Source organism: Lichenibacterium ramalinae, from assembly GCF_004137085.1.
GTDB lineage: Bacteria > Pseudomonadota > Alphaproteobacteria > Rhizobiales > Beijerinckiaceae > Lichenihabitans > Lichenihabitans ramalinae.
Genome location: NZ_QYBC01000001.1, coordinates 415,530 through 431,864, shown reverse-complemented (window position 1 = coordinate 431,864; position 16,335 = coordinate 415,530). Strand labels below are relative to the sequence as shown.

17 protein-coding genes are annotated in these 16,335 nt (G+C 72.2%); 4 read left to right on the top strand and 13 right to left on the bottom strand.

Features of this window, described 5'->3' with window-relative positions; all coding sequences use genetic code 11:
• The first annotated feature begins 66 nt into the window (after positions 1–66).
• Entirely contained in the window at positions 67–657 is a 591-nt protein-coding gene (locus D3272_RS01970) for an SCO family protein (protein WP_129217379.1), read from the top strand.
• Between the two features lie 52 nt (positions 658–709).
• Here the strand turns inward: D3272_RS01970 and D3272_RS01965 are convergent, their stop codons facing one another.
• The 4 genes from D3272_RS01965 to D3272_RS01950 form a co-directional block, all read right to left on the bottom strand.
• Entirely contained in the window at positions 710–1,600 is an 891-nt protein-coding gene (locus D3272_RS01965) for a transporter substrate-binding domain-containing protein (RefSeq protein WP_245496324.1), read from the bottom strand.
• Between the two features lie 103 nt (positions 1,601–1,703).
• Positions 1,704–2,654: a DHH family phosphoesterase gene (locus D3272_RS01960; RefSeq protein WP_129217377.1), complete on the bottom strand. Its 951-nt coding sequence runs from the start codon at positions 2,652–2,654 to the stop codon at positions 1,704–1,706.
• Positions 2,655–2,788: 134 nt separating this feature from the next.
• Complete coding sequence (locus D3272_RS01955) at positions 2,789–2,989, bottom strand: hypothetical protein (protein ID WP_129217376.1); 201 nt, start codon at positions 2,987–2,989, stop codon at positions 2,789–2,791.
• A 20-nt stretch (positions 2,990–3,009) separates the two neighbouring features.
• Positions 3,010–3,258 (bottom strand): hypothetical protein, encoded by a 249-nt coding sequence (locus D3272_RS01950; protein ID WP_129217375.1) that lies wholly within the window; start codon positions 3,256–3,258, stop codon positions 3,010–3,012.
• Positions 3,259–3,572: 314 nt separating this feature from the next.
• Between D3272_RS01950 and D3272_RS01945 the strand changes: the two genes are divergently transcribed.
• Complete coding sequence (locus D3272_RS01945) at positions 3,573–5,561, top strand: GAF domain-containing protein (protein WP_245496323.1); 1,989 nt, start codon at positions 3,573–3,575, stop codon at positions 5,559–5,561.
• A gap of 7 nt (positions 5,562–5,568) precedes the next feature.
• Here the strand turns inward: D3272_RS01945 and queC are convergent, their stop codons facing one another.
• The 5 genes from queC to D3272_RS01920 form a co-directional block, all read right to left on the bottom strand.
• Positions 5,569–6,282, bottom strand: a complete 714-nt coding sequence (gene queC / locus D3272_RS01940; RefSeq protein WP_129217373.1) for a 7-cyano-7-deazaguanine synthase QueC — start codon at positions 6,280–6,282, stop codon at positions 5,569–5,571.
• Positions 6,282–6,914, bottom strand: a complete 633-nt coding sequence (queE, locus tag D3272_RS01935; RefSeq protein ID WP_129217372.1) for a 7-carboxy-7-deazaguanine synthase — start codon at positions 6,912–6,914, stop codon at positions 6,282–6,284. Before queE ends, queC begins: the two co-directional genes overlap by 1 nt.
• A 315-nt stretch (positions 6,915–7,229) precedes the next feature.
• Positions 7,230–9,695, bottom strand: a complete 2,466-nt coding sequence (lon, locus tag D3272_RS01930; RefSeq protein ID WP_129217371.1) for an endopeptidase La — start codon at positions 9,693–9,695, stop codon at positions 7,230–7,232.
• 4 nt (positions 9,696–9,699) lie between these two features.
• On the bottom strand, positions 9,700–10,131 hold the full coding sequence (locus tag D3272_RS01925; RefSeq protein WP_129217370.1) for an Hsp20/alpha crystallin family protein: 432 nt from the start codon (positions 10,129–10,131) through the stop codon (positions 9,700–9,702).
• A 69-nt stretch (positions 10,132–10,200) separates the two neighbouring features.
• Entirely contained in the window at positions 10,201–10,716 is a 516-nt protein-coding gene (locus D3272_RS01920; protein WP_165361174.1) for a hypothetical protein, read from the bottom strand.
• Positions 10,717–10,843: 127 nt separating this feature from the next.
• Between D3272_RS01920 and D3272_RS01915 the strand changes: the two genes are divergently transcribed.
• A complete protein-coding gene (locus D3272_RS01915) occupies positions 10,844–12,076 on the top strand; it encodes a glycosyltransferase family 61 protein (protein WP_165361173.1) in 1,233 nt (410 codons plus the stop codon).
• Between the two features lie 83 nt (positions 12,077–12,159).
• Here D3272_RS01915 and D3272_RS01910 read toward each other — a convergent pair whose 3' ends face one another.
• From D3272_RS01910 to D3272_RS01895, 4 genes are all read right to left on the bottom strand, one after another.
• Positions 12,160–13,080, bottom strand: coding sequence for a Tim44 domain-containing protein (locus tag D3272_RS01910; protein ID WP_129217367.1), 921 nt, complete (start codon positions 13,078–13,080; stop codon positions 12,160–12,162).
• Between the two features lie 122 nt (positions 13,081–13,202).
• Positions 13,203–13,535: a DMT family transporter gene (locus tag D3272_RS01905; RefSeq protein ID WP_129217464.1), complete on the bottom strand. Its 333-nt coding sequence runs from the start codon at positions 13,533–13,535 to the stop codon at positions 13,203–13,205.
• Positions 13,535–14,554: a glycosyltransferase family 4 protein gene (locus D3272_RS01900; protein ID WP_129217366.1), complete on the bottom strand. Its 1,020-nt coding sequence runs from the start codon at positions 14,552–14,554 to the stop codon at positions 13,535–13,537. The genes D3272_RS01905 and D3272_RS01900 overlap by 1 nt, the downstream gene beginning before the upstream one ends.
• A complete protein-coding gene (locus D3272_RS01895; RefSeq protein WP_129217365.1) occupies positions 14,554–15,375 on the bottom strand; it encodes a UDP-2,3-diacylglucosamine diphosphatase in 822 nt (273 codons plus the stop codon). The genes D3272_RS01900 and D3272_RS01895 overlap by 1 nt, the downstream gene beginning before the upstream one ends.
• A 340-nt stretch (positions 15,376–15,715) precedes the next feature.
• On the opposite strand from D3272_RS01895, the gene D3272_RS01890 reads away from it, so the two are divergent.
• Complete coding sequence (locus D3272_RS01890) at positions 15,716–16,333, top strand: helix-turn-helix domain-containing protein (RefSeq protein ID WP_129217364.1); 618 nt, start codon at positions 15,716–15,718, stop codon at positions 16,331–16,333.
• Positions 16,334–16,335 lie beyond the last annotated feature (2 nt).

Below are 16,335 nucleotides of genomic sequence, written 5' to 3'. Positions count from 1 at the left end.
CGCCTCGCCAGCGCCCATCTCGCGTGGCATCAGCATCGCGTCCCGCCGTCCGGAGATCCCCCTGCCATGCCCCTGCCGTCCCGCCGCACGCTCCTGCCGCTGCTCGGCGCGGCGCTGGGGCTCCTGGTCATCCTGGGCGCCCTGGTGGTGCAGCGGGCCGGCCTGCCGAGCCAGGCCGCGACCGGCATCGGCGGCCCCTTCGCGCTGGTCGACGGCGACGGCAGGGCCGTCACCCAGGCCGACGTCGCGGGGCAGCCCATGCTGGTCTTCTTCGGCTATACCCACTGCCCCGACGTGTGCCCGACGACGCTCGACGCCATCTCGCAGACCCTGAAGGCGCTGGGCCCCGACGGAAAGGTCCGCGCGCTCTTCATCACGCTCGATCCCGAACGCGACACCCCCGCCGTGATGAAGGACTATGTGTCGAGCTTCGATCCCCGCATCCTCGGCCTCACGGGCAGCCAGGCCGCCGTCGACAAGGTGGCGCGGGAATATCGCGTCTACGCCAAGAAGGTGCCGACCGGCGACGGCGGCTACAGCGTCGACCACACGGGCGTCGTCTACCTCATGGATCGCAAGGGCAACTTCGTCGAGTCCTTCAATCCCGACCTCGACAAGCCCGCCGAGGCGGCGAAGACGCTGGCGGCATACCTGTAGGGGTGCGTCCGCCCCTGGCGCGACCGGCGCCCGAGGCCGGGCCGCATCCCGGTCAGTAGGGGCTGACCGGGAAATATTTCAGCCACAGATCCGCGTAGGTGCCGTCCTGGGCGACGCGCCACAGCGCATAGTCGAGCGCCACGCGCAGCGGCTCGCGGCCCTGGCGCACCGCGATGCCGGCGCCCTCGCCGAAGAAATGCGTTTCGGTGAAGGGTCCGCCCACGAAGGTGCAGCAGGCGCTGCCGGCCGGCCCGTTGAGCCATCCCGCCCATCCGATGCCGTCCCCGAAGGCGAGGTCCACCCGGCCGGCCACGAGGGCGGCGCGCAGGTCCGCCACGGTGCCGAACGGCACCAGCGTAGCGGCGGGGAAGAAGGCCTTGAGATAGGCCTCGTGGGCGGTGCCGCCCTGCACGCCGATGCGCCAGCCCCGCACCGTTTCGGGCAGGACGTCGCCGGCCTTGGCGGCGAGCGGCGCCACGAAGCGCGCCGGGGTGCGGTAGTACGGCGAGGTGAAGTCCACGCTGCGCCGGTTCGCCGCCGTGATGGCGAGGGAAGCCACGGCCGCGTCGCCCGCCCCGGCCACCACGGCGGGCAGGACCGTGTCCCAGCGCCGCGCCTGGACCGTGCAGGTCACCTTGAGCACGTCGCAGAGGGCGCGGGCGAGATCGACGTCGAAGCCCGCCGGCGTCCCGTCCGGGAGCGTGAAGGCGAAGGGCGGGTCGTCCTGGCCCGTCACGATGAGCAGCGGCTTCAGCGCCGCGAGGTCCGGCTTGGGCGGCGGCGAGGCGGGGTCCCACAGGCTCGGCACGAACACGTCGGGCTGCGGGGCGGCCTGGACCGGTGCGGCCTGGACCGGCGCCGCCCGGGCCGCGGCCGGCAGCGCCGCCGCCAGCGCCGCGAGCAGCAGCGGGAGCAGGGCGGGCGGGCGGCGGGGTGCGGTCAAGGCGGTTCCGGTCCGTGCTGGGGCCATGGCCCGGCCGCGCGCCGCAGCGCGGGCCGATGCCTCCCTGCGCTTTACCGGAGGACCGGCCCCGGGGAAACCGCCCTCAGGCCGCGGCGTCGAGCGCCGTGGCGTTGAGCAGGCCGATCAGCTCCCCCTTGACGGATTCCGCGCGCTCGTGGGCGACCTGGCAGGTACCCGCCGCGCGATGACCGCCGCCGCCATAGGCGAGGCAGACCGCGCCGACATCGACCGGCGAGCTCCGGTCGAGGATGGACTTGCCCACCGCGAAGACCACGTTCTGCCGCTTGAGGCCCCACATGACGTGGGCCGAGATGTCGCATCCGGGGAACAGCGCGTATACCATGAAGCGGTTGCCGGCGAAGATCGTCTCCTCGCCGCGCAGGTCGATCAGCGCCAGCCGGCCGTGCACCGTCGTGCAGCGGCGCAACTGCGCCTCGAAGGCTTCGCGGTGCTCCGTGAACAGCGCGACACGCTCGGCAACGTCGGGGAGGGCCAGCACGGCGTCGACCGGCAGGTCGCGGCAGCGCTCGATGAGCTGCATCATCAGCTCGTAGTTGGCGATGCGGAAGTCGCGGAAGCGGCCGAGGCCAGTGCGCGAATCCATGAGGTAGTTGAGCAGCACCCAACCCGTGGGGTGAAGGATCTCGTCGCGCGAGAACTGCGCGGCATCGGCCTTGTCGACCGCCGCCATCAGCTCCGGGCTGATGCGCGGGAAGGCTGCGGCGCCGCCGAAATGCTCGAAGACGACGCGGGCCGCCGATGGCGCAGCCGCGTCGATGATGTGGTCGGCGCGCTCGCGCCCGCCGCGGCGGGCGACCTCGCTGGCGTGGTGGTCGAAGGTGAGGTGGCAGCCCGGCACGTAGGGCAGGTTGGTGACGATGTCGCGGCCGGTGATCGGCACGAGGCCGTCCTGCATGTCCTTGGGATGGACGAACTTCACCTCGTCGATCAGGTCGAGCTCGCGCAGCAGCATGCCGCAGACGAGACCGTCGAAATCGCTGCGGGTGACGAGGCGGTATTTCGGCTGTGTCATGGGGGGATCACCGTCCTGTTGCGTGACGGTGTTCATGGGCCATGAGCGGTTGATCGCCCGTTAGGGCCCGGTCGGCGCCTTCAACCGTGGTGAAGGGAGCCTTGCCGGCCTCCGCCTCCGGTGGAACCCCGGGGTCAGGCGCCGCGCCGCCGGCCGGTCCGGATCTCGGCGCCCTTGGCCTTCAGCGCCTCGGCGGCGAGCCGTTCCGCCCGCAGGCGCTCGGTCCGCTCGCGCATCTCCCGTTCCGCACGGGTCGCCTCGCTCTCGGCCGGGGGGGCGGGCGCCTTGAACCGCGCCTCGGCCCTGGCGCGCGCGGCCGTGATGTCCTTCGTCATGGTGTCCTCGGTTGGGGCTCTCAGAACCCGCCGGCGTGGCGGGCCAGGCGGAGCAGCGGCAGCGCGGTCAGCATCAGCAGCGTGGCGGCGGCCACGAACATGAGCCGTTTCTGCGACCGATAGGCGTCGACGGCCCAGATCAGCGGCACCCCGCAGGAGGCCGCCATGCCGACGGCCAGCGGGATGACGCGCAGGTAGGCCAGGAGGCAGACGGCGAGGCAGACGGCGAGCGCGGCCCATCGCGCGGCACGATACGTGCTGGAATCCAACGCGCCCTCCCGCCGAACTCCCCGTCGGCCACCCTCACACCAGCACGGCGGCGCTTTCCGGGCAAGCCGCCCGGGATGTTCGCCGAAGCTGACAAACGGCCCCGCCCAGGCTAAGCAGGGGGTCGCCGGGGAAAGCGCGGGACGCCGTCCCGTCGAAACCCGCGTCGATACCAGCACCGGAGCCGGCGAAGCGTTGGTGTCTCGACGCGGACCCGCTCGGCTTTCGGGACCGGACGGACGCCGAGCACGAGCGCGACACGCCTTTGGACCACATCGCCCCCGTTGACACGCCCCCGGTGAGCGACACGCCTTTGGTGAGCGACCCGGACCGGTTGGCGACCCTGCGGGGCTACGCCATCCTCGATACCGGCCCGGAGCCGGGTTTCGACGACGCCGTGCAACTCGCCACGCTGATCTGCGAGGCGCCGGTCGCCCTCGTCAGCCTCGTGTCCCACGACAGGCAGTGGTTCAAGGCCCGCATCGATTTCCCGATGGGCGAAACCGACCTCGACGCGTCGGTCTGCGTCCATGCCCTGTCGGTGCCCGATCTCCTGATCATCGACGATCTCACGCAGGACCCACGCACGGCGTCGAACCCGCTGGTGACGGGCCCCCCCGGCATCCGCTTCTACGCCGGGGCTCCGCTGCGGACCCCGGACGGGGTCGTTCTGGGCACGCTCTGCGTGATCGACAGGGAGCCGCGCCCGGGCGGGCTGACGCCCAACCAGGCGAGCGCCCTCCGCAGCCTCGCCCGGCAGGTGATGGGGCAGCTGGAACTGCGCCGCGCCATGGTGGCCCAGGACGCGCTCCTGGCGGCGCGGCGGCAGGCCGAAACCGAACTCAAGGCCAGCGAAGCCTATTGGCGCGGCCTGTTCCACCGGTTCAGCGAGGGTTTCGTCGTCGGGGAGGTGCTGCGGGACGCCGCCGGCCGCGTCACCGACTGGCGCTACATCGACGTCAACGCCGCCTTCGGGGCGCTGGTGGGGCTCGACCCCGCCTCCGTCATGGGCCGCACGGTGCGGCAGGTGTTTCCCGGCATCGAGGACGATTGGGTCGACGACTTCGCCGAGGTCGTCGAGACGGGCGAGGGCCGGACGTTCACCCGCCAGATCGGCGCGATCCGGCGCTGGTACGAGGGACGGGCCTTCCGGCTCGGCCCGGAGCGCTTCGCCGTCCTGTTCTTCGAGACTACCGCGCGCGTCGGGGCCGAAGCCCGCAGCACCGCCTTGCTGGCGCTGGGCGACCGGCTGCGCGACCTCGTCACCATCCCGGCCATGACCCGGGCCGCCTCCGCGATCGTCGGCGAAACGCTCGACGTGGCGCGGGTCGGGTTCGGCCGGCTGTCCGCCGACCTCGCCGTCATCGACGTCGAGCCGGATTGGACGGTCGCGGGCGTCGCCAGCCTGACGGGCCGCCACCGCTTCGACGATTATGGCCGCCTTCGGCCGAAGCTCGAGCGAGGCGAGCCCCTGGCCATCGCCGACGTGCGCACGGACCCTCACACCCGCGACGACCCGAGCCCGCTCCTGTCCCTCGGCATCGGCAGCATGGTCAACGTGCCGATCCGCGAGCGGGGACGGGTGGTGGCGATGTTCTTCGTCCACGACCTCCATCCGCGGGCCTGGAGCGCCGAGGAGATGGCCTTCCTCGCCAATGTCGCCGACCGGGTGGAGGTCGGCGTCGCGCGGCTCCAGGCCGAGGACCAGCAGCGCATCCTCAACGACGAGCTGAGCCACCGCCTGAAGAACACGCTCGCCATGGTGCAGGCCATCGCGACCCAGACCCTGAAGGGCATCCCGCAACGCGACGCCGTGGACGCCTTCATCCAGCGGCTGGCCGCCCTCGGCCGCGCCCACGAGGTCCTGCTGCAGCAGGACTGGGCCACCGCCCCGATGCGCGCCGTGGTGGAACGCACGCTCGACCTGCACACCGTCCTGGGGCGCTTCGCCATCGCCGGGCCGGACCTCAGCCTGGGCCCGAAGGCGGTGCTGTCGCTGACGCTGCTGCTGCACGAGCTCGCCACCAACGCCATCAAATACGGGGCGTTGTCGCGCGATGCCGGCGGCGTGGGGCTGACCTGGGCGGTGGCGCCCGAGGGCGGCGGCACGCTGGTCATGAGCTGGCAGGAACGCGGCGGTCCCCCCGTCACGGCGCCCACCCGCCGGGGGCTCGGGTCCCGCCTGATCGGCATGGGCCTCGCCGGGACGGGCGAAAGCGCGCTCGACTACCGCGTCGACGGGCTTCGGGCGGAATTCCGGGCGCCCCTCGCCATGCTGAACGACCCGTCGAGCGGAGCGGATTGACCCCGGATCAGGCCGCCCCGGCCGTGAACTCGCGGTAGCCCCTGGCGCGCAGTTCGCAGGCCGGGCAGGTCCCGCAGCCATAGCCCCAGGCGTGCCGGTGCGTGCGGTCGCCCGCGTAGCAGGTGTGGGTGCCGTCGCGCACGAGGTCGACCAGCGCCGGGCCGCCGAGCCTTTCGGCCATGCGCCAGGTTTCGGCCTTGTCGATCCACATCAACGGCGTGTGGAGCACGAAACGCGCCTCCATGCCGAGGTTGAGCGCCAGCTGCATGGCCTTGATGGTGTCGTCGCGGCAGTCGGGGTAGCCGGAATAGTCGGTCTCGCACACGCCCGTGACGATGTGCTTGATGCCGCGCCGGTAGGCCAGGGCGGCCGCGAAGGTGAGGAACAGGAGGTTGCGGCCCGGCACGAAGCTGGTCGGCAGCCCGTTCTCGCCCATGCTGATGGCGACGTCGCGCGTCAGCGCCGTGTCGCTGAGCTGGCCGAGCACGGACAGGTCGAGCAGGTGGTCCGGCCCGAGGCGGCCCGCCAGGCCCGGACAGTCCGCCGCCAGCCGCGCCAGCAGCGGCGCCCGCACGTCGAGCTCGACGCGGTGGCGTTGGCCGTAGTCGAACCCCACGGTCTCGACGCTGGCGAAGCGGTCGAGCGCCCAAGCCAGGCAGGTGGTGGAATCCTGCCCGCCCGAGAAGAGCACGATGGCGCGGTCGGCGGCTGCGTCGGCCATCAGGCGATCCCCAGGACCTTGTGGGTCTGCAGCCCGAGGCGCCAGCGCGGATGCGCCATGCAGTAGCGGACGGCCGCGGCCGTGTTGGCGGCCTGGTCGGGCCCGTCCATGGGCTGCAGGATGAAGTTGGCGAAGGGCAGGTCCTCGAAGCGCTCCGGCATGGCGGCGGGCTGCGGGTAGACGAGCTTCAGCTCGTCGCCGGCGTCGAGCGTCAGCGGGGCCGCGCCTTTCGGGCTCACGCAGATCCAATCGAGGCCGGGCGGGGGCGCGAGCGTGCCGTTGGTTTCGACCGCGACCTCGAAGCCGCGCGCCTGCAGCGCCGCCACCAGGGCCTCGTCGACCTGGAGCAGGGGCTCGCCGCCCGTCAGCACGGTGAGGCGCTTCTCCGGCGCGCCCGTCCAGGCCGCCGCGACGGCGTCGGCCAGCGCCGCGGCCGAGGCGAAGCGGCCCCCGCCCGGCCCGTCGAGCCCGACGAAATCCGTGTCGCAGAAGCTGCAGGCCGCCGTGGCGCGGTCCGCTTCGCGGCCGCTCCACAGGTTGCAGCCGGCGAAGCGGCAGAAGACGGCGGCGCGGCCGGCCTGCCGGCCCTCGCCCTGGAGGGTGTAGAAGATCTCTTTGACGGCATATGACATGATTGCCGCCTATATAGGCGAAGCCGCCCGGGATCGCACCATCGGGATGACACGGCACGCCTGCTTCCGACGTGGGTCGGCGACGGCCCGGCACTCCGAATGCACGGCCGTCCCATCGCCTTGCCGTCGCCAGGGCGACACCGGGACGGCCGATGCTGCCCAGGAGCGACCGTCATCGAGCCCGAGGCGCCGCTGGACAGCGGCCGGTCTCGTCGTCGAACGCGGTCGACGACCCGGGGACCAGGGTGCATGCTCCAGGGGCGGGTTGGGCTCCCACGGGCGCCGCAGGCGAGCCGCGGAGCCGCCCCGCGCGGCTCACGCCGCCTGGTCGGCCTCCGCCGTTGCCGGTTCCAGCCCGGCCGCCACGGCCTCGTCGACGCGCTCCAGCCAGACGAACTCCAGCGCGTTGCGCACGTCTTCGGGGATGTCGTCATGGTCGCGGCGGTTGCGGGCCGGCAGCATGACGCGGGTGATGCCGGCGGCGGCGGCGGCCAGCACCTTCTCCTTGATGCCGCCGACCGGCATCACGAGGCCCCGCAGTGAGACTTCCCCCGTCATGGCGGTGTCGTGCCGCACGGGACGGCCGCTCAGGAGCGACACGAGCGCCATCGTCATGGCGACGCCCGCCGAGGGCCCGTCCTTCGGGGTCGCCCCGGCCGGGACGTGGACGTGGATGTCCGCCCCCTCCAGCGCCTTGGGGTCGATGCCGAGGGCGGCCGCGCGGTTGCGCACGAGGCTCAGCGCGATCTGCGCCGATTCCTTCATGACGTCGCCGAGCTGGCCCGTCAGCATCAGCCCGCCGCGGCCCTGCGAGCGCGTCGCCTCGATGAACAGGATCTCGCCGCCCACCGGCGTCCAGGCGAGGCCGGTGGCGACGCCCGGCACGCCGGTCCGCAGACCCACCTCGCTCTCGAACCGGACGGCGCCGAGGATCGGCGGCAGGTCGCCCGGCGTCACCCGCACCTCGGTGTCGGCGCCCTCGGCGATCCGTACCGCGGCGTGGCGCAGCACCGCGCCGATCTCGCGCTCGAGGTTGCGCACGCCGGCTTCGCGCGTGTAGCCCCCGACGATGGCCCGCAGCGTGTCGTCCGAAAGCGTGACCTGGCCGGGCTTCAGGCCGTTGGCCTCGGTCTGGCGTGCCAGCAGGTAGCGCTTGGCGATCTCCAGCTTTTCGGCCCGGGTGTAGCCGGCGAGCTGGATGATCTCCATGCGGTCGCGCAACGGGCCCGGGATGGTGTCGAGCATGTTGGCGGTGGCGATGAAGACCACGCGCGACAGGTCGAAGGGCGTGCCGATGTAATTGTCCCGGAAGCTTCCGTTCTGCTCGGGGTCGAGCACCTCCAGCATGGCGGCCGACGGGTCGCCCTGGACGCCGCGGCCCATCTTGTCGATCTCGTCGAGCATCATCACGCAGTTGCGCGCGCCCGCCTTGCGCAGGCCCTGGACGATGTTGCCCGGCAGCGCCCCGATATAGGTCGAGCGGTGGCCGCGGATCTCGGCCTCGTCGTGGACGCCACCGAGGCTGACGCGCACGAACGGGCGGCCCATGGCGCGGGCGATCGACTGGCCGAGCGACGTCTTGCCGACGCCGGGCGGCCCGGCGAAGCACAGGATCGGCGCCTTGCCGTTCGGGGCGAGCTTGCGCACCGCGAGATATTCGACGATCCGGTCCTTGATCTTCTTCAGGCCGAAATGGTCGGCGTCGAGGACGCGGCGCGCTTCCGCGATGTCGATCGGCGCCGCGTCGGCCAGGGACCAGGGCAGCTCCACCATCCAGTCGAGGTGGTTGCGGATCATGCCGCTCTCGGGGGACGCGTCGGAGGAGCGCTCGTAGCGGCGCAGCTCCTTGCGGGCCGCGGCCTCGGCCTCGGGCGGCATGCCGGCCTTGTCGATGGCGGCGCCGAGGTCGAGCACTTCCTGGGCGCGGCCGGCGTCGCCTTCGCCGAGCTGCTTCTGGATGGCCGCCATCTGCTCGCGCAGCACGGCCTCCTTCTGGCGCTCGTCGAAGGTCGCCTTGGTCTGGCGGCCGATCTCGGCGGTGAGGCGCAGCACCTCGATGCGGTGGGCCAGGGTGGCCGTCACCTTGTCGACGCGGGCGACGGGGTCGATCGTCTCGATCAGCTCCTGCTTCTTGTCGGGTTCGAAGTCGAGATAGGCGGCGATGAGGTCGGTCAGGGCGGACGGCGAGGTCGCGCCCTGCACGGCCCCGACGAGGTCGGAGGGCACCTGCGGCAGCAGTTGCAGGGCTTCGAGCGCCATGCGTTTCAGGTTGATGAAACGGGCCTCGATGTCGGGCGAGCGCTGCTCCGGCTCGACGACGAGCCGCACCCGCGCCCGGAAGAAGGGCTGCTCGTGCAGGAACTCCTCCACCTGGAAGCGCGACTCGCCCTGGACCACGACGTGGTGCTGGCCGTCGGGCGTCGAGATGTAGCGCAGCACGTTGGCGACCGTGCCGAAGGAGTGGAAGTCGCCGGCCGCCGGCTCCTGCTTGCCGGCATCCCGCTGCATCAGGACGCCGATCTGCTTCTCCTCGCGCACGGCCTGCTGGGCGGCCGCGATGGACACGCTGCGGCCGAGGGCGATCGGGAACACGGTGCCGGGAAACAGCACCATGTCGCGGACCGGCAGGATGATGAGCGTGTCCATGGCGGGTGCGGCGCCGCGCGGCGTGGCGTCGGCGGCGTCGGTCTCGGAAGCCTTGACCTCGAAGACGGCGGGACGGGGGGCGTCGGCGGACCGCTCCTCCGCCGGGATGGGCTGGTGGATGTCGGGTTCGGTCATGTCGTCACGCCTTGTGCAGGCTGATCAGCAGGCAGCCGTCGCGCGTATCGCGGCGGACGCCGTCGTAGCGGCCGGGCGGGATGGGGATGCGGCGCTCGAAGCGCCCCATCGGCAGTTCGAGCCGGTGGATGACGGCGGTCTGCAGTTCGGGTGGGAGCGTGCGGCGCCCCGACACGACCACGATGTCGCCCTCGAGCGAGGCTTCGACGGCCTCGGCCGCGACGCCGGGAAGCGAGACCAGGATCAGCACCGCCGCCTCTGTCTCGATGACGTCGACGGCGGGCGTCCAGGCCGCGGGCCGTGCGGCGCGGCGCGATGCGGCCGGGCCCTGCGGGCGTTCGCCCCGGCCTTCGCCCCGGCCCTGGGCACTCTCGGCCCGGGCCAGCATGGCCACGGCCTCGGCCCACATCCAATCGTGGGAGTCCTGTCTCGGCATCGCTCTCGTTCCCGCATTGGGTAGGGTCGGAACGCACTGCCCCGATGATGTGTTGCCGGGCCGCCGTGCTCAGCGCGTCTGCTGGATGGCCGACGGGAGCCAGGCGCCGCCCCGGTCGCGCCGGAATGTCCAGAGTTCGGCGAGGTCGCCCCGCAGCAGCCGCGGGTCGGCCACGTCGTCGTGGACGGCGGGCGCCCGGTTCTCGCCGAGGTCGCGCTCGAAGTTGCGGAACACCTCGGGCCTGGCGTGGCGACCGAGGGCGGCCAGCGCGCTCTCGAAGGCGCCGAAGGGCGTTGGGCCCGGCCCGCCAGCGAGGCCCGGCATGCGGTTCCGGTAGGCCCGGAACAGGAAGAAGGCGAGGCCGCCGATCGACAGCAGCGGCAGCAGCGCGAAGCCGTTGCCGCCGCCCAGCATCCCGAGGAGGCCGGCGCCGAGCAGGCCCGAGCCGAAGCCGAAACCGCGTGGCGGGGGCGGCGCCGGCGTAGCCCGGCAGCGGGGTCCCGCCGCGTTGGATCGGGGCGGGCGGACGCCCCGGACAATGCGCGATTGCGATGCGGCAACGGGATCGTCCGTCGGATCCGTCATCGGTAGAGGCCCTGGTCGCAAGCCTTTGCTGCCATTCGGCTCCCGTCTTGGTTGCATATCCTTTGAAACCCCAGCGCAACCAGCTAGGCTCACCACGGTCGTGCTGATCCGTGGAGTGCAATCCGATATGCGCCTCGAACTCCGCATCGACGAGGTTTCGGTGCTGACGCAAGTCAGCGACCTCGACGAACTCGCGGCTACCCCGTTCTCCTGCTTCATGGAAATCGCGCCCCACCGTCAGGGAAGCATCGCGGAGCTGTTTCCCCTCGCCTCCAGCCACCATGCCGGGCAGATGCCGGCACCCTCCTGGTGGTCCGACGCAGCCATCACGATTCGAGCGCAGCACCTGTTCAAGGTCCGTGACGCCGTCTTCTTCCCCCGATGGGGAGTCGTCGTCACGGCGGCGGGCGAGGTCATGCGGCTGACCATGGAGGAGGCCGCCTATGCGTCCCCGGACCTATCGGCTCTGCCGGGCGTGTCCCCGACCTCGGACGGCCTGTCGTTGCACGTCCCGGCGGGTGCCGAGCGGCTTCCCCGCGCCGCTGCGGCCCTGCCGTTCGGCGCCATGGCCAACTACGGCCACTTCTTGCTCGACGGCGTGACCGGAGCGGCCTCGCTTCGGGACGCCGGCGCTCTCGCACGTTTCCCGCTGCTCGGGCCGCCGCTGAAGCCCTGGCAGCGCCGGCACCTGGAACTGCTCGGCGTGGGCTTCGCCGAGACCGCCGCCGAGGTCGTCCGGGTCGACGAGATCGTCTACACGAGCTGCATGCACCACTTCCTGCATACGCCGAACGCCGTCTACGGCCGGGTGCGGGACGCGCAACTCGCGCGTGCGGCGGCCGCTTCGGCCGTCGGTCCGCGCCTCATCTACATCAGCCGGGGGAAGGCCAATGCCAGGGTGATGGCCGGCGAGGCCGCGCTGTGCCGGCGTCTCGCCGAGATGGGCTTCGCGGTCGTGGACCCGAGCGCCATGGGCATCGACGAGCAGATCGCCCTGTTCCACGGCGCCCGGGCCGTGGTGGGCAGCGCCGGCGCCGCTCTCGCCAATGCGCTCTACTGCCGCCCCGCGGCGGCCGTGGTCGAGATCCAGCCGGAAGGCATGGAAAACCACTGGGTTCAGCACCTGTGCGTGGTCAACGGGCTGCACAGCGCGACTTGGTTCTGCCCCGCCGTGCCCCTCGACCCGCGACATCCCGAGCGGGGCCTGCGCCATCGGCTGGACGGGGACGCGTTCCTCGTCTTCGTCGGGGATGTGCTGGCACGCGCAGGGATCGGCGTGGAGACGTCACGCCCGTCCCTCATGCGTCGCCTGCTCGACCGCGCCCTCGGCACGGTCGCGTCAGACGATCGTCCCCGCTAGGCCTCGCGTCCCATCGGCTTGCGTTCGGGTTCAAACGCACCCACCGGCCATCCCCGTGTCGCCGAGGATCTTGCGCCCCCGGGTCAGCGCGTCTGCTGGATGGCCGACAGGAGCCAGGCGCCGCCGCGGTCGCGCCGGAACGTCCAGAGTTCGGCGCTTTCGGTCGGCCGCGACGGGTCGCCGCCGACGATGCGGTTGGTGGCGCGCTCGACCGTGATGTCGCGCAGCGAGAAGCGCATCGCCACCGTCGCGTAATCGGTCGCGCCTTCCCGCCAGGCTTCGGCGAGGTCGCCCTGCAGCAGCCGCGGGTCGGCCACGTCGTTGTGGACGCCCCGCGCCCGGTTCTCGCCGAGGTCGCGCTCGAAGTTGCGGAACACTTCGGGCGTCACGTGGCGGCCGAGGGCGGCAAGGTCCTCGCGACCGTAGGCGGTCTGGATGTCGACCAGCGCGCTCTCGAAGGCGTCGAAGTCCTGAGGCGTGACGGCCAGCGGCACGGTATTGGGCCGCTGGGCCGGCCTGCCGCCCATGCCACCGGCGCCGGCGCCGAAGGGCGTCGGGCCGCTGCCGAAGGCCGGCCCGCCGGCGAGGCCCGGCATGCGGTTGCGGAAGGCCCGGAACAGGAAGAAGGCGAGGCCGCCGATCAACAGCAGCGGCAGCAGCCCGAAGCCGTTGCCGCCGCCCAGCATCCCGAAGAGGCCGGCGCCGAGCAGGCCCGCCGCCAGGCCCGAGCCGAAGCCGAAACCGCGCGACGGGGCGGCGCCGGCGGGCGCGCCGCCGTAGCCCGGCAGCGGGGTCTCGCTGCGCTGAATCGGGGCGGCACCGCCCGGCGCCGTCCGGGTGAAGCCCGGCGCCGAGAAGGTGCGGGCGCCCCGCGAACCGAAGGACCCGCCGCCGCCCGCCCTGGCGTCGGCCGCCGTCGTGCCGAGCGGCACGAGGCTCGTCAGCGCCAGCGCGACGGCGAGGGCGTGGAGGGTGCGGCGGAGAACGGGTGACGGGGTCGGCATGGTGGGCTCGCGAACGGGGCGGACTCCCCGCAAGCCTCGATATGGTGATGGCGGGCCGGGCCCCGCAAGGCCGCCGCGACGGGCTTCGTCGCAGGGTTGCTTGCCGTCCCCTGAGCGCAAGCTCACTCTCCGGAGGCCGCCTTCAACCCGACGATGCCGGCGAGGATGAGGAGGGCGCTGCCGATGCGCAAGGCCGTCGCGGGCTCTCCCAGCACCAGGATGCCGAGCGCGAAGGCGCCGAGCGCGCCGATGCCGGTCCAGGCCGCATAGGCGGTGCCGAGCGGCAGGCTGCGCAGCGCGGCGGCGAGCAGCAGGAAGCTCGCCGCGGCCGCCACCACGGTGACGACCGCCGGCCAGAACCGCGTGAAGCCGTCCGACCGCTTCATCGCGTAGGACCACACGACTTCGAGCAGCCCCGCCACGGCGAGCGTCGCCCAGGCCCCCGCCGGGCCCATCACGACGCGGCGGCGCCTGCGGCCCGCACCCGCGTGACGTTGCCGAGGAACTGGCGCGCGCTGGCCGACCAGGTGTAGCCGAGGGAGAAGTCCCGCGCCCGCGCCCGCGGGATCGCCAGGGCCGCCCGGCAGGCCGTGCCGAGGTCCTCGTCCAGCACGCCCGCGCCGCCGTCGCCGATGACGTCCCGCGGGCCCGGCACCGGGTAGGCGGCGACCGGCAGGCCGCTCGCCAGGGCTTCCAGCATGACGATGCCGAACGTGTCGGTGCGGCTCGGGAAGACGAAGACGTCGGCGCTGGCATAGGTGGCGGCCAGGGCCTCGCCGGTGCGGGTGCCGAGGAAGCGCACCTCGGGGTAGCGGGCCTCGAGGTCGGCGCGCGCCGGCCCGTCCCCCACCACCACCTTGGTGCCGGGCAGGTCGAGCGCCAGGAAGGCTTCGACGTTCTTCTCGACGGCGACCCGGCCCACCGACAGGAAGATGGGGCGGGGCAGGTCGAGCACGGAAGCGTCGCGCGGGCGGAACAGCCTGTGGTCGACGCCGCGCGACCAGCGCATCACGCGCGAGAAGCCGCGGCGGTGCAGGTCGTCCGCCACGGTCGCGGTCGACACCATGACGCCGCGGCCGGCATTGTGGAACCGCCGCAGCCAGGCATAGGACCAGGCCCGCGGCACCGGCGCGCGTGCCGCGACGTAGTCGGGGAAATGCGTGTGGTAGCTCGTCGTGAAGATGCGGCCGGCCCGCAGGCAGTGGCGCCGCGCCGCGAGGCCCACCGGCCCTTCGGTCGCGATATGCACGTGGTCGGGACGCTCGGCCTCGATGCGCGGCCCGAGGCGCGACGCCGTGACGAGCGCCAGCCGGATGTCGGGATAGGTCGGCAGGGCCATGCTGGGCCAGCCCTCGGGCGTGGCCGTCACCACCTCGGCGCCGAGGCCCTCCGCCTCGCGCCGCAACGCCTCGATGGACCTGACGACGCCGTTGACCTGCGGATGCCAGGCATCCGTGGCGACCAGGATCCGCATCAGGCGGCGACCTGCGCGGCCTCCTCGCCGAGTGCGAGGTCGCCTTCCGCTTCGGGGGCCGCCGTCGCGGCGCCGCCGAGGGTCAGCCAGCGCATGACCTCGAGCCGCCCGTCGCGGTGTTCGGCCACGAAGGAGCAGGATTCGACGAAGTCGCCGGTGTTGACATAGGTCACGCCGTTGATGTCCCGCATCGTGGCGTGGTGGATGTGGCCGCAGATCACGCCGTCGACCGCGTGTTTCACGGCGTCCTGGGAGACGACCTCCTCGAAGTCGCCGATGAAGTTGACGGCGTTCTTGACCTTCAGCTTGGCCCAGGCCGAGAACGACCAATAGGGGAAGCCCAGGCGGCGGCGCACGATGTTGAACATCGTGTTGGCGGCGATGGCGGTGGTGTAGGCCCAGTCGCCGAGGTAGGCCAGCCAGCGCACGTTGCGCACCACGATGTCGAAATCGTCGCCGTGGGTGACGAGGAAGCGCCGGCCGTCGGCCGTGACATGCACGGCGGTGCGCATCACCTCGACGCCGCCGAAGGTCATGCCGACGTATTCGCGCGCGAACTCGTCGTGGTTGCCCGGGATGTAGACCATCCTGGCGCCCTTGCGCACCTTGCGGAGCAGCTTCTGCACGACGTCGTTGTGGCCCTGTGGCCAATACCAGCCGGACTTCAGCTTCCAGCCGTCGATGATGTCGCCGACGAGGAAGATCGTGTCGGCGTCGTTGTGCTTCAGGAAGTCGACGATCAGCTCGTGCTGGCACCCGCGGGTGCCGAGGTGGAGGTCCGAGATGAACAGGGTCCGATAATGTGCGGTCTTCTGTGGCATCGCGATACTCGGCGCTCCTTCGTCGACGCTGGCGACCTGAAACCATGTCGGCCGCGTACGACGGATGACAGCTCGGGACGCGAGAAGGGCTCTCGGCGAGCGGCTCGCGATGACGACAGTCTTAGTCCCGTTTGCGTGGCGCCCGTGTGACGGCCCCATGATAATGGCCCGCCGGCCCCCCGGGTCGCAATCCCGCGCCTGCAGAAGCTGTGGGAGGGTGGCTTTGCTGCAACGCCGCATCCGGGCGCGCACCCGCGCTGCGGGCCGGCGCCGCGCGATCTCGTTCGATATTTCGAACGGAATCGTCTATCATCGCGGACGGAACCGGGGAGCATGGGCCGTGGGCGTCGAAGGTCGGGACAAGGCGAAGGCGCTGGAAGCGGGTGCGACGGCCCTGTCGGGCCAGCTCGGCCGCAGCGTCCAGCGGCTGCGCAAGGCCTACAGCCTGTCGCTGTCGGACCTGTCCGAACAGTCCGGCGTCGCCAAGTCGATCATCAGCCAGATCGAGCGCAACGAGACCAACCCGACGCTCGCCACCATCTGGCGCCTGGCGCAGGCGCTCGACGTCTCGATCGACAAGGTGCTGCAGGGCGCCGAGGACGAGCCCTTCGTCGAGAAGACGTCGCGGACCGACATGCCCATGCTGTTGTCGGACGACGGGCGCTGCCGCCTCGCCATCATCGGCTGGATCAAGACCGTCGAATGGCTGCAATGGTACGACTTCCACGCCGAGGCGGGCGGCGTGCTGGAGTCCGACGCGCACCAGCGCGGCTCCATCGAATCGCTGTCGGTGCTCGACGGCGAGCTGGAGGTCGCGGTGGGCGGCCGGGTCGAGCGGGCCAAGGCCGGCGACACGCTCCGCTACCGCTGCGACCGTCCCCACACCATCCGCAACATCGGCCCGGTGCCGGCCCATGCCACCATGGTGTGCATCCTCAAGGCGGCCGTGATGGACTGACG

Coding starts and splice junctions, on each gene's coding strand:
- D3272_RS01960 (WP_129217377.1), bottom strand. CDS start 2,654: ATGACACAGCCGAAATACCGCCTCGTCACCCGCAGCGATTTCGACGGT.
- D3272_RS01915 (WP_165361173.1), top strand. CDS start 10,844: ATGCGCCTCGAACTCCGCATCGACGAGGTTTCGGTGCTGACGCAAGTC.
- D3272_RS01905 (WP_129217464.1), bottom strand. CDS start 13,535: ATGGGCCCGGCGGGGGCCTGGGCGACGCTCGCCGTGGCGGGGCTGCTC.
- D3272_RS01900 (WP_129217366.1), bottom strand. CDS start 14,554: ATGCGGATCCTGGTCGCCACGGATGCCTGGCATCCGCAGGTCAACGGC.
- D3272_RS01920 (WP_165361174.1), bottom strand. CDS start 10,716: ATGACGGATCCGACGGACGATCCCGTTGCCGCATCGCAATCGCGCATT.
- queE (WP_129217372.1), bottom strand. CDS start 6,914: ATGTCATATGCCGTCAAAGAGATCTTCTACACCCTCCAGGGCGAGGGC.
- D3272_RS01895 (WP_129217365.1), bottom strand. CDS start 15,375: ATGCCACAGAAGACCGCACATTATCGGACCCTGTTCATCTCGGACCTC.
- D3272_RS01925 (WP_129217370.1), bottom strand. CDS start 10,131: ATGCCGAGACAGGACTCCCACGATTGGATGTGGGCCGAGGCCGTGGCC.
- queC (WP_129217373.1), bottom strand. CDS start 6,282: ATGGCCGACGCAGCCGCCGACCGCGCCATCGTGCTCTTCTCGGGCGGG.
- D3272_RS01955 (WP_129217376.1), bottom strand. CDS start 2,989: ATGACGAAGGACATCACGGCCGCGCGCGCCAGGGCCGAGGCGCGGTTC.
- D3272_RS01970 (WP_129217379.1), top strand. CDS start 67: ATGCCCCTGCCGTCCCGCCGCACGCTCCTGCCGCTGCTCGGCGCGGCG.
- D3272_RS01910 (WP_129217367.1), bottom strand. CDS start 13,080: ATGCCGACCCCGTCACCCGTTCTCCGCCGCACCCTCCACGCCCTCGCC.
- lon (WP_129217371.1), bottom strand. CDS start 9,695: ATGACCGAACCCGACATCCACCAGCCCATCCCGGCGGAGGAGCGGTCC.